Annotated in this window: 16 protein-coding genes; 9 read left to right on the forward strand and 7 right to left on the reverse strand. The window is 72.3% G+C overall.

The features are described 5' to 3' along the window. Nucleotides 1-197 precede the first annotated feature (197 nt). The 4 genes from lpdA to aceE all read left to right on the forward strand — a co-directional run bounded on the left by lpdA (nt 198) and on the right by aceE (nt 7,247). The gene (lpdA, locus tag QBL25_RS13670) at nt 198-1,586 is read left to right on the forward strand and encodes a dihydrolipoyl dehydrogenase (protein WP_409057312.1); all 1,389 of its coding nucleotides are present in this window, start codon (nt 198-200) and stop codon (nt 1,584-1,586) included. Between the two features lie 100 nt (nt 1,587-1,686). Beyond that, nucleotides 1,687-3,477 (forward strand): 2-oxoglutarate dehydrogenase, E2 component, dihydrolipoamide succinyltransferase, encoded by a 1,791-nt coding sequence (gene sucB, locus QBL25_RS13675; RefSeq protein WP_409057313.1) that lies wholly within the window; start codon nt 1,687-1,689, stop codon nt 3,475-3,477. A 136-nt stretch (nt 3,478-3,613) separates the two neighbouring features. Continuing rightward, the gene (locus QBL25_RS13680) at nt 3,614-4,237 is read left to right on the forward strand and encodes a GntR family transcriptional regulator (RefSeq protein ID WP_409057314.1); all 624 of its coding nucleotides are present in this window, start codon (nt 3,614-3,616) and stop codon (nt 4,235-4,237) included. A gap of 313 nt (nt 4,238-4,550) precedes the next feature. Continuing rightward, nucleotides 4,551-7,247: a pyruvate dehydrogenase (acetyl-transferring), homodimeric type gene (gene aceE / locus QBL25_RS13685; protein ID WP_409057315.1), complete on the forward strand. Its 2,697-nt coding sequence runs from the start codon at nt 4,551-4,553 to the stop codon at nt 7,245-7,247. 123 nt (nt 7,248-7,370) lie between these two features. On the opposite strand, the gene QBL25_RS13690 is transcribed toward aceE, so the two are convergent. Both QBL25_RS13690 and QBL25_RS13695 read right to left on the reverse strand, forming a co-directional pair. After that, a complete protein-coding gene (locus tag QBL25_RS13690) occupies nt 7,371-8,342 on the reverse strand; it encodes a helix-turn-helix transcriptional regulator (RefSeq protein WP_409057316.1) in 972 nt (323 codons plus the stop codon). Nucleotides 8,343-8,391: 49 nt separating this feature from the next. Continuing rightward, nucleotides 8,392-9,369 carry an SDR family oxidoreductase gene (locus QBL25_RS13695; protein WP_409062634.1) on the reverse strand — a complete coding sequence of 326 codons (978 nt, stop codon included), beginning with the start codon at nt 9,367-9,369 and terminating at the stop codon, nt 8,392-8,394. Nucleotides 9,370-9,586: 217 nt separating this feature from the next. Here QBL25_RS13695 and QBL25_RS13700 point away from each other — a divergent pair, with 217 nt between their 5' ends. Beyond that, on the forward strand, nt 9,587-10,111 hold the full coding sequence (locus tag QBL25_RS13700) for a DUF4240 domain-containing protein (RefSeq protein ID WP_409062635.1): 525 nt from the start codon (nt 9,587-9,589) through the stop codon (nt 10,109-10,111). An 88-nt stretch (nt 10,112-10,199) separates the two neighbouring features. On the opposite strand, the gene QBL25_RS13705 is transcribed toward QBL25_RS13700, so the two are convergent. Further along, entirely contained in the window at nt 10,200-11,084 is an 885-nt protein-coding gene (locus tag QBL25_RS13705) for a peptidoglycan recognition protein (RefSeq protein ID WP_409057317.1), read from the reverse strand. A 103-nt stretch (nt 11,085-11,187) separates the two neighbouring features. Continuing rightward, nucleotides 11,188-11,973 (reverse strand): SDR family NAD(P)-dependent oxidoreductase, encoded by a 786-nt coding sequence (locus QBL25_RS13710; RefSeq protein ID WP_409057318.1) that lies wholly within the window; start codon nt 11,971-11,973, stop codon nt 11,188-11,190. Between the two features lie 261 nt (nt 11,974-12,234). On the opposite strand from QBL25_RS13710, the gene QBL25_RS13715 reads away from it, so the two are divergent. Then, nucleotides 12,235-12,858, forward strand: a complete 624-nt coding sequence (locus QBL25_RS13715) for a TetR family transcriptional regulator (protein ID WP_409062636.1) — start codon at nt 12,235-12,237, stop codon at nt 12,856-12,858. Between the two features lie 73 nt (nt 12,859-12,931). Here the strand turns inward: QBL25_RS13715 and QBL25_RS13720 are convergent, their stop codons facing one another. Together QBL25_RS13720 and QBL25_RS13725 are read right to left on the reverse strand one after the other, a co-directional pair. Further along, the gene (locus tag QBL25_RS13720) at nt 12,932-14,224 is read right to left on the reverse strand and encodes a PP2C family protein-serine/threonine phosphatase (RefSeq protein ID WP_409057319.1); all 1,293 of its coding nucleotides are present in this window, start codon (nt 14,222-14,224) and stop codon (nt 12,932-12,934) included. A 117-nt stretch (nt 14,225-14,341) separates the two neighbouring features. Next, a complete protein-coding gene (locus tag QBL25_RS13725) occupies nt 14,342-14,830 on the reverse strand; it encodes a GNAT family N-acetyltransferase (protein ID WP_409057320.1) in 489 nt (162 codons plus the stop codon). A gap of 62 nt (nt 14,831-14,892) precedes the next feature. On the opposite strand from QBL25_RS13725, the gene QBL25_RS13730 reads away from it, so the two are divergent. The 3 genes from QBL25_RS13730 (at nt 14,893) to QBL25_RS13740 (ending at nt 19,893) form a co-directional block, all read left to right on the forward strand. Further along, the gene (locus QBL25_RS13730; protein WP_409057321.1) at nt 14,893-15,828 is read left to right on the forward strand and encodes a TIGR01777 family oxidoreductase; all 936 of its coding nucleotides are present in this window, start codon (nt 14,893-14,895) and stop codon (nt 15,826-15,828) included. 211 nt (nt 15,829-16,039) lie between these two features. After that, on the forward strand, nt 16,040-17,380 hold the full coding sequence (locus QBL25_RS13735) for an NAD(P)/FAD-dependent oxidoreductase (RefSeq protein ID WP_409057322.1): 1,341 nt from the start codon (nt 16,040-16,042) through the stop codon (nt 17,378-17,380). A 302-nt stretch (nt 17,381-17,682) separates the two neighbouring features. Next, nucleotides 17,683-19,893: a family 20 glycosylhydrolase gene (locus QBL25_RS13740; protein WP_409057323.1), complete on the forward strand. Its 2,211-nt coding sequence runs from the start codon at nt 17,683-17,685 to the stop codon at nt 19,891-19,893. Nucleotides 19,894-20,003: 110 nt separating this feature from the next. Here the strand turns inward: QBL25_RS13740 and QBL25_RS13745 are convergent, their stop codons facing one another. After that, nucleotides 20,004-21,449, reverse strand: a complete 1,446-nt coding sequence (locus QBL25_RS13745; RefSeq protein ID WP_409057324.1) for a regulator — start codon at nt 21,447-21,449, stop codon at nt 20,004-20,006. Nucleotides 21,450-21,460: the final 11 nt, after the last annotated feature.

A 21,460-nucleotide genomic window follows, 5' to 3' on the forward strand; every position in this document is an offset into this window, starting at 1 on the left:
GCCCGACGTGGCGAATCAGACGTCTCACAGCCCGGCCCGCCGTCCCACCTGTCGCCGACAAGTGCGAAGATGGGTTCTCGGCAGGACAGGGCCCCCACCACAGGGCCGAAACAAGAGCGGCCGATACCAGCCGACCGACCGGTCGTCCCCCGAGAAAAGGGGTCCGGCGTACGGCGCACATGCATGGAGGACGTGACGTGGCGAACGACGCCAGCACCGTTTTCGACCTAGTGATCCTCGGCGGCGGTAGCGGCGGTTACGCCGCGGCACTGCGCGCGTCGCAGCTGGGCCTGGACGTCGCCCTGATCGAGAAGGGCAAGGTCGGCGGCACCTGCCTGCACAACGGCTGCATCCCGACGAAGGCGCTGCTGCACGCCGGCGAGATCGCCGACCAGGCTCGCGAAGCCGGTCAGTTCGGCGTGAAGGCCACCTTCGAGGGCATCGACATGGCGGCCGTCCACAAGTACAAGGACGACGTGATCTCCGGCCTCTACAAGGGCCTGCAAGGACTCATCGCCTCGCGCAAGGTGACGTACATCGAGGGTGAGGGCAAGCTCTCGTCCCCCACCTCGGTGGACGTGAACGGCCAGCGCGTCCAGGGCCGCCACGTGCTGCTCGCGACCGGCTCCGTGCCGAAGTCGCTGCCGGGCCTGGAGATCGACGGCAACCGCATCATCTCCTCGGACCACGCGCTGACCCTGGACCGCGTGCCGAAGTCCGCGATCATCCTGGGCGGCGGCGTCATCGGCGTCGAGTTCGCCTCGGCGTGGAAGTCCTTCGGGTCCGAGGTCACCGTCGTCGAGGGCCTCAAGCACCTCGTGCCGGTCGAGGACGAGAACTCCTCGAAGCTTCTTGAGCGCGCGTTCCGCAAGCGCGGCATCAAGTTCAACCTCGGCACCTTCTTCGAGAAGGCCGAGTACACGCAGGACGGCGTCCGCGTGACGCTGGCCGACGGCAAGACCTTCGACGCCGAGGTCCTCCTCGTCGCCATCGGCCGCGGCCCCGTCTCGCAGGGCCTCGGCTACGAGGAGCAGGGCGTCGCGATGGACCGCGGCTACGTCCTCGTCGACGAGTACATGCAGACCAACGTCCCGACCGTCTCGGCCGTGGGCGACCTGGTGCCGACCCTCCAGCTCGCGCACGTCGGCTTCGCCGAGGGCATCCTGGTGGCAGAGCGCCTGGCCGGTCTCAAGACCGTCCCGATCGACTACGACGGCGTGCCGAAGGTGACGTACTGCCACCCCGAGGTCGCCTCCGTGGGCATCACCGAGGCCAAGGCCAAGGAGATCTACGGCGCGGACAAGGTCGTCGCCCTGAAGTACAGCCTCGCGGGCAACGGCAAGAGCAAGATCCTCAAGACCGCGGGCGAGATCAAGCTCGTCCAGGTCAAGGACGGTGCCGTGGTCGGCGTCCACATGGTCGGCGACCGCATGGGCGAGCAGGTCGGCGAAGCCCAGCTGATCTACAACTGGGAGGCGCTGCCCGCCGAGGTCGCCCAGCTCATCCACGCCCACCCCACGCAGAACGAGGCGATGGGCGAGGCTCACCTGGCCCTCGCGGGCAAGCCGCTGCACTCCCACGACTGACCTTCAGTTTTCGGGCGCGACGACCACAGACCTCCTTCCCCAAGCTCTCGGCTTCGCTCGAGCAGGGGAGACCCCATTTTCGTAAGGAGCAACTGAAACCATGGCGGTTTCCGTATCCCTTCCGGCGCTCGGCGAGAGCGTCACCGAGGGCACTGTCACCCGTTGGCTGAAGGCCGAGGGCGAGCGCGTCGAGGCCGACGAGCCGCTGCTCGAGGTCTCGACCGACAAGGTCGACACCGAGATCCCCTCCCCGACAGCGGGCATCCTGGCCTCCATCAAGGTCGCCGAGGACGAGACCGTCGAGGTCGGCGCCGAGCTGGCCGTCATCGACGACGGCTCCGGCGACGCGGGCGGCTCGGCCGCCCCGGCGCAGGAGGCCCCGGCCGCCCCCGCCCAGGAGGAGGCCCCCCAGCAGCAGGAGGCCCCGGCCCAGGCCGAGGCGCCCGCCGCCCCCGCCCCGTCCGGCGGTTCCGCCGAGGGCACCGACGTCACGCTGCCCGCACTGGGCGAGTCGGTCACCGAGGGCACCGTCACCCGCTGGCTGAAGGAGGTCGGCGAGGAGGTCGCGGAGGACGAGCCCCTGCTCGAGGTCTCCACGGACAAGGTCGACACCGAGATCCCCTCCCCGGCCGCGGGCGTGCTGCTCGAGATCGTCGTGGGCGAGGACGAGACCGCCGAGGTCGGCGCCAAGCTCGCCGTCATCGGTGCTCCCGGTGCCGCGCCCGCGCCCGCCAAGGAGGAGGCCCCGGCCGCCCCCGCGCAGCAGGAGGCCCCCAAGCAGGAGGCCCCGAAGCAGGAGGCCGCCCCGGCTCCCGCGCAGCCCGCCGCGCCCGCGCCCGCCCCGGCGCAGCCCGCGGCCCCGGCCGCCCAGGCTCCGGCCGCCCCGGCCAAGCCCGCGCCCGCCCCGGCCCAGCCCGCGGCTCCGGCCCAGCCGGCCGCCCCGGCGGCTCCGGCCTCGCCGTCCGACGACGGTGCCTACGTCACGCCGCTGGTGCGCAAGCTCGCCAACGAGCACGGCGTGAGCCTGTCGGACGTCAAGGGCACGGGCGTCGGCGGCCGTATCCGCAAGCAGGACGTCATCGCGGCCGCCGAGGCCAAGAAGACCGCCCCGGCCCCCGCCGCCGCTGCCCCGGCCGCGTCGAAGGCCCCGGCCCTGGAGGCCTCTCCCCTCCGCGGCCAGACGGTCAAGATGACCCGCATGCGCAAGGTCATCGGCGACAACATGATGAAGGCGCTGCACTCGCAGGCCCAGCTGACCTCGGTCGTCGAGGTCGACATCACGAAGCTGATGAAGCTGCGCGCCAAGGCGAAGGACGCGTTCGCGGCCCGTGAGGGCGTCAAGCTCTCCCCGATGCCGTTCTTCGTCAAGGCCGCCGCCCAGGCGCTGAAGGCCCACCCGGTCGTCAACGCCCGGATCAACGACGACGAAGGCACCATCACGTACTTCGACTCGGAGAACATCGGCATCGCCGTGGACGCCGAGAAGGGTCTGATGACGCCGGTCATCAAGGGTGCGGGCGACCTGAACATCGCCGGCATCTCCAAGAAGACCGCCGAGCTGGCCGGCAAGGCCCGTGGCGGTGGCCTCACCCCGGACGACATGTCCGGCGCCACCTTCACGGTCTCCAACACCGGTTCGCGCGGTGCCCTGTTCGACACGGTCATCGTGCCGCCGAACCAGGCCGCGATCCTCGGCATCGGTGCCACGGTCAAGCGTCCGGTCGTCATCAACCACCCGGACCTCGGCGAGACCATCGCCGTCCGGGACATGACGTACCTCTCGCTCTCCTACGACCACCGTCTGGTGGACGGCGCGGACGCCGCCCGCTACCTGACCACGGTCAAGGCGATCCTTGAGGCCGGCGAGTTCGAGGTCGAGCTCGGCCTGTAGTCCTGCGGCTACCGGGCTGTAAGACTCGTCTCATCAGCGCGTACGCCCCCGTTCGGAGGTTTCCGAGCGGGGGCGTCGCCGTATTGTCTAGGGGTCACAACGCCCTGGGGGCGCTGCCCCCGCCGGAGGAGCCCACATGACCGCGCCCGTCGTTCACTCGCTGCGCGAACAGATCCGCGAGCACATCGTGGAGGGGATCGTCAGCGGGCGCTGGCAGCCGGGCGAGCGGATCGTGGAGCGGCGCATCGCCGTGGAGCTGGAGGTCTCGCAGACCCCCGTGCGCGAGGCGCTGCGGGAGCTGGAGACGCTGCGGCTCATCGAATCCGCGCCCAACAAGGGTGTCCGCGTGCGGAACTTGACCGCGGCGGACCTGGAGGAGAGCTACCCCGTCCGCGCGGGCCTCGAGGCCATCGCCGCCGAGCTGGCGGCGGAGAGCCTGGCCGCGGACTGCTCGGCCCTCGAACCGCATGTCGCCGCCCTGTACGAGGCGGACCGCGCCGCCGACGGCACCGCGCAGGTGCGGCACACGGTCGGTTTCCACCGGGAGCTGGTGCGGGCCGCGGACAACTCCGTCCTGCTGCACACCTGGGAGGGCCTGGGCATCGAGGTCTTCACCGCCCTCTCGATCCGGTGGCTCGGGACGGTGCAGCAGTCGTACGCCGAGGAGCACGAGGCCCTGGTCTCGGCCTTCCAGCGGCGTGATCCCGCGATCGCGGAGCTGGTGAAGGCCCACGTGCTCGGCTGCGCGCCGCGTCCCTGACGGCCTCGCGCCACCCTTCACCGTAGGAGCACGAGGGCGCTCATACGTGCTCTCACCTGCGGAGACCCTTCAGATCGAAGGCACCGCGTGCCCGAATTAATGGCACCGGATGCCTACTTTCTCGATACGAAGGAGTTTTCGCCTTCAACCCTTTGATCGATCATCGATCACGGAGTTACAGTCTCCGACGGGGTTGAGGCAGAGCCGTACAACGACTCCGCCCCAGCACCCCACGCCCTGTCCTGCCAAAGACTTCGGGCACCCCCACCCCTTACCGAACAGGGGACCCCCTCCGACTCAGGAAGGCGGCGACATGACCGACCCCTCCGCAATCCAGCCGAGCGAGCTCGACCAGCTCCCGGACCGCGACCCCGAGGAGACCGCCGAATGGCAGGCCTCCCTGGACGCCGTTACCCAGGCGGCCGGGCCGCACCGAGCCGCATACCTGATGCGGCGCACGCTGGAGCGCGCCGAGGGCGCGGGCCTGGCGCTGCCCAAGCTCCTTGAGACCGACTACGTCAACACCATCCCCACCTCCGCCGAGCCGGCGATCGAGGGCGACGAGGCGATGGAGCAGCGGATCGCCGCGTGGAACCGCTGGAACGCGGCCGCGATGGTGACCCGGGGCAGCAAGCACGGCGTCGGCGGCCACATCGCCACCTTCGCCTCGGCCGCCTGGCTGTACGAGACGGGCTTCAACCACTTCTTCCGCGGCAAGGAGGGTGACGGGTCCGGCGACCAGCTCTACATCCAGGGCCACGCCTCCCCCGGCATCTACGCCCGCGCCTTCCTCGACGGCCGCCTGAACGAGGCGCAGCTCGACAACTTCCGCCAGGAGTCGGGGGGCAACGGCCTGCCGTCCTACCCGCACCCGCGCCGCCTGCCCTGGCTCTGGGAGTTCCCGACCGTCTCCATGGGCCTCGGCCCGCTGTCGGCGATCTACCAGGCGCGCTTCAACCGCTACCTCACCAACCGCAGCATCAAGGACGTCTCCCCCTCGCACGTGTGGGCGTTCCTCGGTGACGGCGAGATGGACGAGCCCGAGTCGACGGCCGCCCTCGCGCTCGCCGCACGTGAGGGTCTCGACAACCTCACGTACGTCATCAACTGCAACCTCCAGCGCCTCGACGGCCCGGTCCGCGCCAACTTCCGCGTGGTGCAGGAGCTGGAGGCCCAGTTCCGCGGCGCCGGCTGGAACGTCATCAAGGTCCTGTGGGGCAACGCCTGGGACGAGCTGTTCCAGCTCGACACCAACGGCGCCCTGGTCCGCCGCCTGCGCGAGGTACCGGACGCGCAGTTCCAGACGTACGCGACGCGTGACGCCGCCTACATCCGCGAGCACTTCTTCGGCTCCGAGCCCGCGCTCGTCGAGCTGGGCAAGCTGCTGAGCGACGACAAGATCAGCGAGTGTTTCCACCTCTCGCGCGGCGGCCACGAGGCCCGCAAGGTCTACGCGGCCTACCGTGCGGCGCTCACCCACAAGGGCGCGCCGACCGTGATCCTCGCGCAGACGGTCAAGGGCTTCACGCTCGGCAAGGGCTTCGAGTCCAAGAACGCCAACCACCAGATGAAGAAGCTCACGGTGGACGAGTTCAAGGACATGCGCGACCTCCTCGAGCTGCCGATCTCGGACAGTGACTTCGTCGACGGCCAGGTGCCCTACGGCCACCCGGGCGCCGACTCCCCCGAGGTCCGCTACCTCCAGGAGCGCCGTGCCGCCCTCGGCGGTCCGGCCCCGGCCCGCCGCACGCAGCCGATCGCGCCGCTGCCGGCCCCGGCCGACAAGTCGTTCGCCGCGTTCGACAAGGGCTCCGGCTCGCAGTCGATGGCGACGACCATGGCCTTCGTACGCCTGGTCAAGGACCTGATCCGCGACAAGGAGACCGGCAAGCGCTGGGTGCCGATCGTCCCCGACGAGGCGCGCACCTTCGGCATGGAGTCGCTCTTCCCCTCGCTCGGCATCTACTCGCCCAAGGGCCAGACGTACGAGCCGGTCGACCGCGACCAGCTGATGTACTACCGCGAGGCGAAGGACGGCCAGATCCTCAACGAGGGGATCACCGAGGCCGGTTCGATGGCGGACTTCATCGCCGCGTCGACGTCGTACGCGACGCACGGCGAAGCGATGATCCCGTTCTACATCTTCTACTCGATGTTCGGCTGGCAGCGGACCGCCGACCAGATGTGGCAGCTCGGCGACCAGCTCGGCCGCGGCTTCCTCGTCGGCGCCACCGCCGGCCGTACGACGCTGACGGGTGAGGGTCTCCAGCACGCGGACGGCCACTCGCCGGTGATCGCCGCGACGAACCCCGCCGCGATGTCGTACGACCCCGCGTTCGCCTACGAGGTCGCGGCGATCGTCAAGGACGGTCTGCGCCGGATGTACGGCGAGGCCGCCCCCGGTGAGGACCAGAACGTCTTCTACTACCTCACCGTCTACAACGAGCCCATGCCGCAGCCCGCGAAGCCCGCGGGTGTGGACGAGGGCATCGTCAAGGGCCTCTACCGCTTCAACACGGCCGAGACGGCGGGGCACTCCCCCGCGGCCAACGCCTCGCGCATCCAGCTGATCGGTTCGGGCACGGCCATCCACTGGACGCTCGCCGCGCAGAAGATGCTCGCCGAGGAGTGGGGCGTGGCCGCCGACGTGTGGTCCGCGACCTCCTGGACCGAGCTGCGCCGCGACGCCCTGGAGGCGGACGAGGCGATCCTGCGCGGCGAGGAGCGCACTCCGTACCTGCGGACGGCCCTTGAGGGCGCGCAGGGTCCGGTGCTCGCGGTCTCCGACTACATGCGCCAGGTTCCCGACCAGATCGCGCAGTGGGTCGAGCAGGACTACTCGTCCCTCGGCGCGGACGGCTTCGGCATCTCGGACACGCGGGACGCGGCGCGGCGGCACTTCGGCATCGACGCGGAGTCGATCGTCGTGGCGGCGCTGGCGCAGCTGGCCCGTCGCGGTGAGGTGCCGGCTTCCTCGGTGAAGGAAGCGCGGGCGAAGTACGGTCTGTAGCCTTCGGCCTTCGGGTTGACGCGGGTCCCTGCCCCTCTGGGGGTGGGGGCCCGCTTTCGGCTGCGGGAGCGTTTCTGGCCCGCCGCTTCGCGGCGGATGGTGGTTTCCCGCCCGCCCACCCGATTACCGGTAGCGATCGGCCATTCTGTGGGCCGCTTCCTTGAATCGTTCCCTCAGAGTCGCCGGCTCCAGGACCTCCGCCTCCGGGCCCAGGGACATCAGCTGGGTGTAGGCGACCGTCTCGTTCTCCACCGCGAGTGTCACCGTCACCCAGCCCTGCTCGTCCGGCTCGCTCGCCGTCTCCATCGCCTCGCGCGTGGACGCGGAGTCGGTGGCGTACGGAAGCTGCCGTACGCCCTGTTCGGAGAGCCGGAGCACGACCTCGGAGTGCAGGATCGCCCGGGCGAACTGCGCGGCACGCTCCTCCCAGAAGCCCGGCAGGTCGAATTCCTCGTCGCGTACGAAGCGGTCCTCGTCGGCGGTGATCGCGGTGAACCGGTCGATGCGGTACACGCGGAACGACCCCGTGTCGGGCACCCGCGCGCACAGATACCAGACCCCGGCCTTGAGCACGAGGCCGTACGGTTCGAGAACCCGCTCGACCTCGGTGTCCTGGCGCCGGTAGCGGGCGGTGACGCGCCGGTCGTCCCACACCGCGTCCGCGAGCGGGGGCAGCAGCTCGGGGGCCGGCGTCTCCTTGAACCAGCCCGGCGCGTCCAGGTGGAACCGCTGCGAGGCGTTCTGCGAGGCGTCCCGCAGCGAGGGCATCAGCGCCGCCGACACCTTCAGGCGGGCCGCCGACGCCGCGTCCTCCAGGCCCATCTCCCGCAGCGCGCCCGGCACCCCGGACAGGAACAGGGCCTCCGCCTCGCTGCGGCCGAGGCCCGTGAGCCGGGTGCGGTAGCCGCCGATCAGGCGGTAGCCGCCGGCCCGGCCCCGGTCCGCGTAGACCGGGACGCCCGCCTCCGAGAGGGCCTGGGCGTCCCGCGTGATGGTCCGCTCGGAGACTTCGAGCTCGCCCGCGAGCTCGGCGGCGGTCATGGACGGGCGGGCCTGGAGCAGGAGCACCATCTTGATGAGGCGGGCAGCGCGCATGTCCCCATGATGCCGTCCGTGATGCCGCCGGCCGCCGGGCCGGAAGCGGCTAGCGGTACCCCGTGACGTCCGCGGTCTTGCTCCCCTGGTCCACCTCGGTGATGTACCGCCAGGCGTCCGGCGCGGTGCCGTCGACGTCCGTGAAGCCGTACTCCTTGGCGAGGCCGCCGCTGGAGAGCGACTTGCCGTTCCAGCGGGCCACTTCGGGGTCCGCGGCGAGGGCGACCAGGGCCCGGCCGACGAAGACCGGGGTCTCGGAGATCGCGAAGTGCGGGTTCTGCGCGCAGCCTTCCTGCCAGTTCTCCTCGGTGACCTTGAAGTACGTGTCGAGCATCGCCTCGGAGCGCAGCCAGCCGGGGGTCAGGCAGAGGGCCGTGCAGCCGTACTCCTCGACCTCCGCGGCGAGGTTGTGCGCCATCCGCAGCGGGACCCCCTTGGCCAGGTCGTAGTAGAAGGGCTTGCGGTAGTTGTGCGTGTTGTACTCCTCGGTGCCGTCGGTGACCTCGACGACCAGGCCGCCGGGGTTCTTCACGAGCAGCGGCAGCGCGTACCTGCTGGTAACGATGTGGGTCTCGATGCCGAGGCGCATCAGGCGCAGCCCCTTGTCGAGGTCGTGCTCCCACATCTTCTTGTCCCACTCGACATGGAGGTCACCGCCCCAGATGTCGTTGACCAGGATGTCCAGACGGCCCTGCTCGCGGTCGATCCGGTCGACGAGTGCCTCGACCTGCTCGGGCTCCAGATGGTCGGTGGGCACGGCGATCCCGGTGCCGGGTCCGCCCGCTTCCCGGCCCGCGGCGGTGATCAGCTCGGCGGTCTCCTCGATGGTCTCCTTGCTGCGGCCGACCTCGCTGATGTGCGCGCGGGTCGTCCGGCCCGTCGCGTACACGGTGGCTCCGGCGCGGCCGAGCTCCACGGCCATCGCCCGGCCCGCGCCGCGGGTGGCCCCGGCGACCAGGGCGATCTTCCCGGCCAGCGGGTGCGGGAGTGCGGGGGTGTTCTCCGTGTGGTTCACGTTGCCGTCCATGTCGTCGCCCGTGTCGTTCCGTGTGCCCTTGGCCATGTCATTGCTCGTGTCGTCGCCCATGTCGTTGCCCGTGTCGTTGCCCATGTCTTTGAGGCTGCCAGCCAATGCCGACACCTGCTGTCGGGTTTTCCATGGGCATGTGCACGCATAACGAGACAGCCGCATCCGCCGCACTCCGCGTGCGTACCCACCCCCCAGGACCGATGCTTGTCCCGTGATGGACGAGACGGAGTTCTGGGAGATCGTGGACCGCACCCGCGTGGCCGCCGAGGGCGACCCCGAGGACCACGCCGAGCTGCTCACCGAGAAGCTGCTGGAACTCGAGCCGGACATGGTGCTCGACTTCGCCCGTCACTTCGAGGCGCGCTACAACCGTGCGTACCGCTGGGACCTGTGGGGAGCCGCCTGGATCATCCTCGGCGGCGCCAGCGACGACGCCTTCGACTACTTCCGCTGCTGGCTCATCGGCCAGGGCCGCGAGGTCTTCGAGGGCGCCCTGCACGACCCGGACTCCCTCGCGGACCTCCTCGACGACTTCGACGAGGAGATCGACGGCGACGGCGAGGAACTCGGCTACGCGGCGGACGAGGCGTACGAGCAGCTCACCGGCGTCGTCACCCCGGATCTCGGCATCTCCCCCGCCCCCGGAGAACCCCTGGGGACCCCGCTCGACTTCGAGAACGAGACCGCGATGGCCCAGCGCTACCCGAAGCTGTGGGAACGTTTCGGCGAAGTCGACTGAGCGCCTGGACCGCCGGGCGTCGACGCGCCCCTTCTGGCTCCTGTCTGGCTCCCGCTTGGCTCCCGTCCGGCTCCTTTCTGACTTCCGTCTACCTGCCCTGGAGCCGTGCGGCCCGCTCCCTGATCGCGGGGAGCTCGGCCGTGAGCGCCGCACCCGGGCAGTACGTGGAGTAGCCGTCGTTGTGCCCGGAGACCGCGCTGAACGACTCCGTCGCCCCCGCCGGGTACCTGCTGAGGCTGTTCGAGGAGACCAGCCGGACCATGGAGCGCGGGTCCACGTCCGCGATCCCGAGCTTCCAGGCGATCACTGCCGCCAGGGCATCCGTCATCGCCCGGGGCACAGGGGTCCCCGCCGTGAACGTCCCTATCGCCGCGATCCCCACCGACCCCTTGTTGAATCCCTGCGTGTGCGCCCCTATGACGGCCCGCTCGATACCGCCCGCACGGCCTTCGTAGACCGTCCCGCACCGGTCGACGAGGAAGTTGTAGCCGATGTCGTCCCACTGCCGTCCCCCGGTCTGGCCCGCGTGGAGATAGCGGACGGTGCGCGGGGCGTCGGCGCAGTCGTAGCCGTTCGGGGTGTCCGTGTGGTGCACGAACACCGCCCGGACCCGGTCGGCGTACCGCGCGGGCGGCGGCTTCCCCTTCCCGCCGTCCAGCCACTGGGCGCGCGGTACGACGCGGGGTCGCGCCGCCGGATGCCCCACCGCCCTGCGCACCGGTGCCGCGGCCGCCGGCATCCGCGCGGAGCGCCCGGTCACCCCGGCCCGCTCTCCGAGCCCGGCGAACGCCACCGGACCGTCGTCGCCGGCCCCCGTCGCGCCCACCGCTCCGGGCCCCACGAACAGCGCGCACAGCACCAGGAGCACCACGGCCACGGCCCCGGGCACGCAGCCCGCCGCCGCACGCACAGCCCGCACCGCACGCGCCGCCGCCGGCCCGCGCGCCGCGGACACCCCACGGAAGACACGCATGGTCCGACTGTCCGGCCCGCCCCCTCACCCCGCGATCCACACTCCGCCACTCGGGTGAACCGGCGAAGGCCGGACTGAGGGCGGGCAGGAGGTCGGGCGGGCGTCAGAAGTGGGTACCGCCGTCGACCCTGACCTCGGTGCCGGTGATGAACTTGCCGTCCTGCGAGCCCAGCAGCGCGACGACCGAGGCCACGGACTCCGGACCCGCGAAGCCCTGGCCGATGGCCGGGGCCAGCTTCACGAACAGGCTCATGTCGGCGTCCTCGGGCAGGCCGGGCCCCATGCTCTGCCTGCTGGCGCCGCTGCCGTCGGTCATGCCGCTGGATATGGAGCCGGGCTGGACGGAGTTGAACCGGATCCCCCGCTTGCCGTACTCACTGGCCAGCGCGTGCGTCATGGACTGGATGCCGCCCTTGCTGGCCGCGTACGCCGCCATGTACGGGTGGGCGAACGCCGCCGAGGTGGAGCTGAAGTTGATGACGGCGGCGTCCTCGCCCCCGAGCAGCGCCGGGATCGCCTCGCGGATCACCAGGAACGTGCCCACCAGATTGACCTGGAGCACGCGGTTGAAGGAATCCAGGCTGGTCTCGTGCGTGTGCGAGGAGCGGAGCACGCCCGCCGCGTTCACCAGGACGTCCAGGCCGCCGAGCGCGGCGACGGCGGCGGCGACGCCCTCGCGCACCGACGTCTCGTCCGCGACGTCGACCACGAGGGTGGTGAGGCGGTCGGCCGCGACGCCCGCCTTCTCGGCGGTGTCCTTCAGGCCGGCCTCGCTGACGTCGGCGGCCACGACCCTGCCGCCCTCCTCCAGGATCCGGAGCACGGTGGCCTGCCCGATGCCCGAGCCACCGCCGGTGATGAGTGCACGACGGCCTGCGTACCGGTTCATGAAATGCCTCCGCTCGACTCCGGGCACCCGGATCCGCCCATGGATCCGGTCGTCCCGATCTGATTTCAATGTACGCCTTCCTGGCACGTTTTGCCATGGCGACAATTCATGTATCAGGGTGACGATCGCGCGTAGGCTGCGAGGGTGAGCATCCACTCGTCGCAGCCATCGCCGCCCCAGCAGCCCGTGCCGGACCCTCAGGCCTCGCAGGCCTCGCAGGCCTCGCAGGCCTCGCAGGCCCCGCCGCCCGCGCCGCCGTCGCTGACCGAGCGACGCAAGGCGGCGACGCAGCTCGACATCGCCCGCGCCGCCGCCGAGCTGTTCGCCGAGCGCGGCCCGGACGGCACCACGGCGGAGGAGATCGCGGGCCGGGCCGGCGTGGCGCTGCGCACCTTCTACCGGTACTTCCGCAACAAGCAGGACGCGGTCGCCCCGCTCCTCGCGGGCGGCGCCGCCGAGTGGCGGGCCCACCTGGCGGCCCTCGACCCGGCGGCCGGGGTCCCGACGGCCCTGGAGCGGTCCATCGCGGACGCGCTGACCGCGGCGGACGACCGCGCGGCCGAGTCCCTGGAGTGGACCCGCGGCCTGCTGCGCGCCGCGCAGGACGACCCGGCGCTGCGGGCCGTCTGGTACCGCGTGAACCAGGAGTCCGAGGAGCAGCTCGTGCCGGTGCTCGCCCGGCTGGCCGGGGACGACGCGGACGACCTGGACGTACGCCTGGCGGCCGCGGCCGCCACCGACGCCATCCGCCTGGCCCTGGAGACCTGGGCCGCCGGCGACGCGCCCACCGAGGGCCCCGGCTCCCCCGCCGCCCTGGCGGTGTACTGCCTCCGCGAACTGACGGGCGGCCTACGCCTCCTGACGGCCGGGCGAGACGACGCCTGAGGCCGGGCCGGAGCCAAACAGGGGGCCAAGCCCAAGCCCGCCGCCCCTCACATCGCCCCTCACACCGCCCCGGCTACAGCTCCGGAAGCTCCGGATCCCCCCGCAGACCCGGCGCACCAAACTCGTCAGACCCATCAGACCCATCAGACCCGTCAGACGCACCCGAGGCGCCCGAAGCGCCCGAAGCGCCCGACACACCCTCCGTGCCCGACACACCCCACGTCCCCGCCACCCCCGACGACGCCCCCGCAGCCCCGCCCCGCCGCAGATCCGGGGAGAACGCCAGCAGGGCCACGTCGTCGCCGACCCCGCCCGAGTAGCGGACCAGGTCCCTCCAGACCGCGGACGTCAGCGCCGCCGGATCGTCCCTGAGGTCGGCGCAGAGCGTCGGGAGCCGCTCGGCCAGCGGGTAGAAGACGCCGTCGCCGTTCCGCGCCTCGGTCACACCGTCGGTCACCGCGAGCAGCCGGTCGCCGGGCCGCAGGCCCACGCTCACCGCCTCGGGAGGCGCGAGACCCGCGATGCCCAGCCCGAGCGGGGCACAGGGCGGCACATGAAGCTCCTCCACGGCCCCGCCGCGCAGCAGTAGCGGCGGCGGATGGCCGCAGGAGACGACCCGCAGCTCGGAGCCGTCGCCCCGGAATTCGAGGAGCACGGCGGTGGCGAAGAGCTCCGCGTGCTCGGCCTCCGCGGAGTCGACCACCAGACGCCGGTCGAGCCGGGCGGCGACCCCCTCCAGGTCCGGCTGGTCAAGGACCGCCTCCCGGAAGGCACCCAGAAGCGCGGCGACCGTGCCGACGGCGGTCATGCCGTGCCCCTGGACGTCGCCGACCAGCGCCATCACGCCGTTGGGGCCCTTGCGCACGTCGAAGAGGTCGCCGCCGACCAGCGTCCCGCCCTGCGCCGCGCGGTAGAGGCCCGCGCAGCGCACCGGGCCCACGCGCTCCGGCAGGGGCGGCAGGACGGCGAACTGGGCGGCCTCCGCGACGGTGCGGACGGTGACGAGCTGGGTGTCGCGCCGACTGCGTACCCAGGCGAACACGACGCTCAGGACCGCCACGAACGCGACCGTCAGGACGTCGCTCTCGCCCGGGCGGCCGAGGCCGAAGCCCGGCAGATAGAGCAGCAGCACCACGGTTCCGCCGAAGAGGGCCGTGGCGGACGCGGGGTAGGCCAGCGCGGCCAGCGGCGGCACGGCGGCGAGCAGGAAACTGAGGTCGACCGTCTCCGGAGTGGACAGCTGGACGACGCAGATCACGACCAGGAGCACGGGCGGCGGCCAGCGCACCCAGTGGGGCGCAGGCGCACCGCGCAGCCAGCCGGGTTCGTCGTGGTCCCGCCGGCTCGCAGCAGCGACCCTGAACATCGGTTCGCTCCTTCCGGTCGGCCTCCCCACGCTCCTACGCGCGCGTGCCCGCCGCACGCCGGGCCGGTCCGTCGGGTGGCACCCACCGGGCGGGGCCGAGGCCGGCCCCGGGGAGCGTCAGAGCACGCGCCCCATGAGCACGTCGTCCACGTACGCGCCGTCGAGGAAGAACTCGCCCGGCAGCACCCCCTCGACCACGAAGCCCTCGGAGGCGTAGAGCGCACGGGCCGGAGTGTTGTGGCCGAGCACCCGCAGCGTGACGCGCCGCGCGCCCTGGCGGCGGGCCGAATCCACCGCGGCCCTGACCAGGCGGCGGCCCACTCCTTGGCCGCGCGCCTCGTACGCGACGGCGAAGCCCAGGATCTGGCGCACGTGGGCGTTGGCGAGGAGGGCGGTGGGATAACCGATCCGTATGTAGCCGACGACCACCCCGTCCAGCTCGGCGACCAGGTGGTCGTGGGGCCCGAAGCGGTCGCTGAAGAACGGCGGGTGGGGAGGCTGCGGGGCAGGCTGGACCGCGTGCAGGGTGGACCAGGTGGCGCGGTCGATGCGGCCGAGGACCTCTTCGTCCTCCGGCAGGGCGGTCCGTATGAACGTGTCCGGCATGGGCGTCACTGTACGACGGGCGCCTGACGCCTTTCGGCGGATTTCCGGGGCAGGATGGGTCCATGGAGCCCACCGAGTCCGCACAGTCCGCCTCTTCGCCGCAGCGGTCCCGTATCGCCGTGGCCGGAGCGTCCGGCCTCATCGGAACGGCGCTGACGCGCGCCCTGTCCGACGACGGCCACGAGGTGGTGCGGCTGGTGCGCCGGGCACCTCGCGCGAAGGACGAGGTCCGCTGGGACCCCAAGGAGGGGTACGTCGACACGGCGGGGCTCGCGGGCTGCGACGCGGTGGTCAACCTGGCGGGAGCCGGGATCGGCGACCGCCGCTGGACGGACGCCTACAAGCAGGAGATCCGCGACAGCCGGGTGCTCGGCACCACCACGCTCGCCGAGGCCGCCGCCTCGCTGGACGAGCCGCCCCGGGTGTTCCTCTCGGCGAGCGCGATCGGCTACTACGGGGACACCGGTCAGCGCGCGGTGGACGAGAGCGCCCCCTCCGGGGAGGGCTTCCTGCCGTCCGTGTGCGTGGAGTGGGAGGGTGCGGCCGCCGCCGCGCACACGGCGGGGATCCGTACGGTCTTCGCGCGCAACGGCCTGGTGGTGTCGCGCGAGGGCGGGGCCTGGCAGCGGTTGTTCCCGCTCTTCAAGGCGGGGCTCGGCGGGCGCCTGGGAGACGGCAGCCAGTACTGGAGCTACATCTCGCTGCACGACGCGGTGGCCGCGCTGCGGCATCTGCTCGACACGGAGTCGCTGGCGGGCCCGGTCAATCTGACGGCGCCCGATCCGCTGACCAACCGCGAGGTGACGGCCGCGATGGGGCGGGTGCTGCACCGGCCCACGCTCTTCACCGCGCCCGCGCCCGCGCTGCGGGTCGCGCTCGGCGAGATGGCCGGTGACGTGCTCGGCAGCCAGCGGGTCCTGCCGACCCGGCTCCTGGAGTCGGGATTCTCGTTCGCGTTCCCGGGCATCGACGAGACGCTCCGCGCGGCACTGCGCTAGAAGGCCGGCGGCGCCCGCCCGCCCCTGGGTCGCGTCCGGGCGGGCGGCACTCGCTTCTGCGACCGTGTGCGACCGGCGTGCGACCGTGCCCGGTCGATGCGCGACTGCCCCTGCCCGTGAGTGCTCCTACCCTCGTGCGGAACTCATTGATTCCGAAGCCCTGTTGAGGGCATGACGTCCCCAGCAGCCGCGCAACCTCGGGGAGGGGCACGTGCCAGAGCCTGCGGACCATGCGGATGTCGTCATCGTGGGAGCGGGGGTCGCGGGACTGTCGGCGGCCCATCACCTGACCAGGGCCGGTGTAACGACCGTTGTCCTGGAAGCCGCCCCTTACGTCGGTGGGCGCATGTCGACGGAGAAGGTCGACGGGTTCCGACTCGACAGGATCGGGCAGCTGCTCACCACCTCATATCCCGAACTGCGCCACACCCCCGGGCTCGACGCGCTCGTACTGCGGCCCTTCATACCCGGCGTCCTGGTGCACAGCGACGGCCGGCACCACCGCGCCGTCGAACCGACGAGCTCCCGGCGCGCAAGGGGCGCACTCACCGCCGCACGCGCCCTGGCAAGCGCCCCCAGGGGCCCGCGAGCGGCACGTGTCGCGCCCCACGCCACCCCCCTCGGCGGCCCGCTCGACCAGGCCCGCCTCGGGGCGGCCCTCGCCAGGCTCGCGGCGACGACCCCTGGGCGCCTCCTGGCCCGCCCCGAACTCCCGGCATCGGAAGCCCTCTTCGCCCGCGGCCTGCCCGCGCGCACCGTCACCGGCTTCCTGCGCCCGCTGCTCTCGGCGCTCCTCTGCGACCCGGACCTCTCGACGTCGAGCCGGTGCGCCGACCTCGCCCTGCGCTCCTTCGCGCGCGGCCGCCTGTGTCTGCCCGAGGGCGGCGCCGAGGTACTGCCCGAACTCCTGTCGGCCGCGCTCCCGCCGGGGACCGTGCGCACCGGCGTGCGCGTCGACGCCGTCTCCACGACCTCCGTCAGGACGGCCGAGCACGGCGAAGTGCGCTGCCGCGCGGTCCTGCTGGCCACCGACGCGCGTGCCGCCGCCGAGCTGCTGCCCGGCCTGCGCGTGCCCTCCTTCCACCAGGTGACGGTGGTGCACCACGCGGCACCCGAGGCGCCGCTCGCCGAGCCCGCGCTGCTGCTCGACGCCGACCGCTCGGGCCCGGTCGCGCACACGGCCGTGATCAGCCACGTCGACCCGTCGCGCGCGCCCGCGGGCCGGGCCCTCGTCTCCTCGACGGTCCTCGGCTCGCCGCCGGACGAGCGGGCCGTCCTCGCCCATCTCGCCGACCTGTACGGCACGTCCACCGCCCGCTGGGAATCACTGGCCGTCCACCACACCCGCGAGGCGGTGCCCGCGATGCCGCCACCGCACGACCTGCGCCGCCCGGTGCGGCTGCTGGCGGGGCTCTACGTCTGCGGCGACCACCGGGACACCAGCACGGTGCAGGGCGCCCTGTACTCGGGCCGCCGCGCGGCACGGGCCGCGCTCGCGGACTTCGGAGTGGCCTCCGCGTACGGCTCGGGGGATCTGCCGATGGCGGCCTGATCCATCCGATCTCTGCGTGACCTCCGGAAGCCCCCGCTCCCTCGCGCGGGGGCTTTCCGCTGTCCCGCGCACCCTCTCCGTACGAGCTCCGTACGAGCCACCGAACCTCGCTCGCCCCTGCAATTCCCCTTGCCACACGGGTACCTCACGGCTACGGTCCCACCGGATCGCCAAGCCGCAGGAGGATTCACGTGCGTCGCACCATCCCGGTGACATCACTCATCCTCGGCCTATTCATGGGAGGTCTATCTTTGCCGACCGCCACAGCATCCACGGCATCCACCGCATCCCCAGGCGCCACGGTGTCCACAGCGTCCACAGCCGCCCGGGCCGACGCGGCTGCCCCGGGTGACGCGACCGCCACGGGCGCCACCGCCGACGTGCCCTCCGTGGTCCCCCGCCCCACCGACTGGACCGCGCTCGACGGCCGTACGCGGCTCACCGCACGCACCCGCATCCTGATCGACCCGCGCGCCGCGTCCACCACCGCGCTCCCCGCGGGCCGCAGCGAATTCCCGGGCCCCGCCCACCAGTCCGTACGCGAGCTCGCCGATCAGCTCCGCACGGAGATCAAGCAGGTCACCGGCATCACGCCCCGGATCGCCCCGCGCACGGGCCGCCCCGCCGCCGGCGACATCACGCTCGGCCTCACCGCGCAGGGCGACTTCGGCGCCGAGGGCTACGGCTTCGACAGTGCGGGCCCGATCCGCATCGAAGCCGCCTCCACCCACGGCCTCTACTACGGCACCCGCACGCTCCTCCAGCTCCTGCGCGCCACGGCAGACGACCACCGCGCGGTCCCCCGCGCCCGCTCCACCGACCGCCCCGCGCAGGCCGTCCGCATGGTCCACCTCGACGCGGGACGCAAGTACTGGAAGATCCCCTACCTGGAGAACCTGATCCGCAGGATGGGCGACCAGAAGCTCAACACCCTCTTCCTGCACCTCTCCGAGTCCGAGGGCTTCCGCCTGTACAGCCCGAAGTTCCCCGGCCTCGCGGACCCCGGCCACAGCTATGACCGCGCCGACATCGAGCGCCTGAAGGCCTTCGCGGCCCGCCACCACGTCCAGCTGATGCCGGGCCTGGAGCTCCCCGGCCATGCCACGGTGATCAGTGAGGCCTTCGGCATCGGCTTCGGATCGGGCGCCGGAGCGTGCACGGGCGCGCACACGCACGCGCACCTCACGCCGGACTGGATCATCGACATGACCAGCGACAAGGCGATCAGGAAGTCGAAGGAGATCGTCGACGAGTTCGCGGGCTGGTTCGACGCGCCCCTGTTCTCGATCGGCGCGGAGGAGGTGCCCGGGCAGCTCGCGCAGTGCCCGCGCGTGCGGGACCACCTGGCGTCGGCGCCCGACGTGTCGACGCTCGGCGACCTCCTCAACCGCTACATCAACACCCTGGACGACGTGGTCGCTTCGCACGGCAAGCGCACGGCCGTCTACAACGGCTCCGAACACCTGGCCGCGCCCCAGCAGAAGGTCCACGCCCCGGTCGTCTTCCTCACCTGGGAGGGCACGGGGGCCGAGCCGGAGATCCCGGGCCACGACGAGATCGCCATCGGCCCCTTCTACGACACCCCGAACAACTACCACCACCTGTATCCGGACGAGCCCTGGATGTACGACGACTGGGCGCCGAGCAGCGCCCCGGACATGCTCGGCTCCGGCGTCACCAACTGGGCCGACTACAACTTCTGGGCCGACGACGGCTACTTCGAGCAGCACATGGCGGGCCCCCGCGCGATCCTCGCCGACCGCGCCTGGAACGGGTCGGCGACGCCGGACACCCTCGCCGAGTTCAGGGCCCGGGCGGCCCGCATCGGGGATCCACCGGGCACGACTCCCGCGCCGGTGCCGCCGCGGGTCGAGGGGCGGCCCAGCCACCACTGGACGTTCGACGACGCGTCGTACCCCAGCGGCTGGACGTACGCGGGCAGTCCCGGCAACACGATCCTCGCCGAGGACACGGCGGGCGGTCTCTCCGGGACTTCCTACATCATCAATAACCCGACTCCCGTCGACGGGACGGCGGGCGCGGGCAGCCGGGCCTGGCGCTTCGACTCCGACCGGGACGGCGTGGGCTTCGGCGGTCTCGACGTCGCCGAGCCGTGGACCGTGTCGGTGCGGGTCCGCCCGACGGCCGTGACCGGCGACCAGGTGCTGCTCAGTTCCAAGGCGGGCGCGCTGAAGCTGATGCAGCACGGCACCGGGAAGGTCGGCTTCACGCGGTACGGCGAAGCCGACTTCAGCTTCGCGCACACGCTGCCGCTCGACCGCTGGACGCGGCTGACGTGGGTGACGACTCCGGGCCATACCACGCTGTACGCGGACGGGGAGCGGGTCGGGTCCGTCGCGGCGTCGATCCCGCTGCCGCTGCGGTCCATCGGCACGGAGAAGGCGAGCCTGCGGGGCGACCTGGACGAACTCACCACGTGGGACGAGGCGTTGTCCCCAGAGAAGGTCGCACGCCTGGAGGTCGCACCCCCGGAGGTCGCGCGCCGGCGCTGAGCCAGCCACGCGGCCGCGCCGAGACGGCTGAGACGGCTGGGACGGGTAAGGGGCGGGGCTGCGCAGCCCCGCCCCTTACCTACGCCTTCGGCGTACCCATGCCTTCGGTGTCACCCCAGGGCGGCCACCCGGTCGCGGTATCCCCGCACCGCCGCCGCGTCGCGGTACGGCTCAAGACGCCGCTCGAAGTCGCGTACGTACTCCACCGCCCGCACCGACCGCATCTCCCCCGCCGCCTGCGCGGCCTCCGCGCCCAGCTGGCAGGCCTGCTCCAGCTCGCCGAGGCCCAGGCGCGAGGTGGCGAGGACGATCCGGCAGAAGAGGCGGCTGCGGGCGTACCCGGGGGCGCGCAGCTGGAGCGAGCGCTCCGCGTGCTGGGCGGCCACGCGGTACTGCTGGAGGTCCCGGTGGCAGTGCCCGAACTCGTCCGCGAGCTGCGCCTCGTCGAAGAACCGCGCCCAGTAGGGGACCTCGTCGCCCGGGCGTGACGTCTCCAGGGCGCGCTCGGCCCGCACCATCGACGCCGTGCACGCCCGCACCTCGCCGAGCACGCCGTGACCGCGCGCCTCCACGGAGTGCAGCAGGGCCTGGACGACGGGCGGCGCCGAAGAGCCGACGCCCTGCTGGGCCACCCGCGCCAGCTGCACGGCTTCTCTGCCGTGCCCGAGATAGACCGCCTGGCGGCTCATCGTCACGAGGACGTACGAGCCGTAGGCGCGGTCGCCCGCCGCCTGCGAGAGCCGCAGCGCCTGGACGTAGTAGCGCTGGGCCAGGCCGTGCGCCGCGATGTCGTACGAGGTCCAGCCCGCGAGGCGGGTGAGGTCGGCCGCGGCGGCGAAGAGCCGCCGCCCGGCCTGCTCGCCGTACGTGCCCCGCAGCATCGGCTCGGCCTCGTGCTCCAGATAGCGCACGAGCGCCTGCCGGGCGTGCCCGCCGCCGTACGCGTGGTCGAGCGCCCGGAAGAGTTCGCCGACGGAGCGCAGGGCCGAGATGTCGCCGCTGGTCACCTTGGCGCCCACGCCCCGCTCGGGCTCCTTGCGCTGGCGCGGTATGGCGGGCCGGCCCTGCGAGGGGACGCGGGCGCCGCTCTGCGCGTAGTCGCCGCGGCTCACCCGGTCGTCGGGGCGGCCGATCAGCCAGTCCCTGCTGGGGACGACGAGACCCGCCGGGGTGAACGCGATCTTCCGCAGTTCGGCGTGGCTCCCGGAATCCTTGCGCCAGAGCCCGCCGACGATGTCGATGGCTTCTTCGGGGCTCGCCGCGAACTCGAGACCGGCGTACACCGGCGCGCACGCGTCGAGCCCCAGATCCTGTGCGGAGAGGCGGCGCCCCAGCCGCCGGGTGAAGACCTCGGCGATGAGGGCGGGGGTGGTGCCGCGCGGCTGCTGTCCGCGCAGCCAGCGGGTCACCGATGTCTTGTCGTACCGCAGATCCAGACCGTGTTCGAGGCCCAGCTGATCGACGCGGCGCGCGAGCCCCGCATTGGAGAAGCCGGCTTCTGAGATGAGCGCGGCTAGCTGGCGGTTGGGCGTGCGCTGCGGAGGTCGTTCCGTCATCAGCTGTGCGG

The sequence above is a fragment of the Streptomyces sp. SYP-A7185 genome (assembly GCF_046103685.1).
Taxonomy (GTDB): domain Bacteria; phylum Actinomycetota; class Actinomycetes; order Streptomycetales; family Streptomycetaceae; genus Streptomyces.

Bases quoted from the DNA above. Each gene is read 5' to 3' on its own strand.
- sucB (WP_409057313.1), top strand. From the start codon at position 1,687: ATGGCGGTTTCCGTATCCCTTCCGGCGCTCGGCGAGAGCGTCACCGAG.
- QBL25_RS13680 (WP_409057314.1), top strand. From the start codon at position 3,614: ATGACCGCGCCCGTCGTTCACTCGCTGCGCGAACAGATCCGCGAGCAC.
- aceE (WP_409057315.1), top strand. From the start codon at position 4,551: ATGACCGACCCCTCCGCAATCCAGCCGAGCGAGCTCGACCAGCTCCCG.
- QBL25_RS13690 (WP_409057316.1), bottom strand. From the start codon at position 8,342: ATGCGCGCTGCCCGCCTCATCAAGATGGTGCTCCTGCTCCAGGCCCGC.
- QBL25_RS13695 (WP_409062634.1), bottom strand. From the start codon at position 9,369: ATGGACGGCAACGTGAACCACACGGAGAACACCCCCGCACTCCCGCAC.
- QBL25_RS13700 (WP_409062635.1), top strand. From the start codon at position 9,587: ATGGACGAGACGGAGTTCTGGGAGATCGTGGACCGCACCCGCGTGGCC.
- QBL25_RS13705 (WP_409057317.1), bottom strand. From the start codon at position 11,084: ATGCGTGTCTTCCGTGGGGTGTCCGCGGCGCGCGGGCCGGCGGCGGCG.
- QBL25_RS13710 (WP_409057318.1), bottom strand. From the start codon at position 11,973: ATGAACCGGTACGCAGGCCGTCGTGCACTCATCACCGGCGGTGGCTCG.
- QBL25_RS13720 (WP_409057319.1), bottom strand. From the start codon at position 14,224: ATGTTCAGGGTCGCTGCTGCGAGCCGGCGGGACCACGACGAACCCGGC.
- QBL25_RS13725 (WP_409057320.1), bottom strand. From the start codon at position 14,830: ATGCCGGACACGTTCATACGGACCGCCCTGCCGGAGGACGAAGAGGTC.
- QBL25_RS13730 (WP_409057321.1), top strand. From the start codon at position 14,893: ATGGAGCCCACCGAGTCCGCACAGTCCGCCTCTTCGCCGCAGCGGTCC.
- QBL25_RS13745 (WP_409057324.1), bottom strand. From the start codon at position 21,449: ATGACGGAACGACCTCCGCAGCGCACGCCCAACCGCCAGCTAGCCGCG.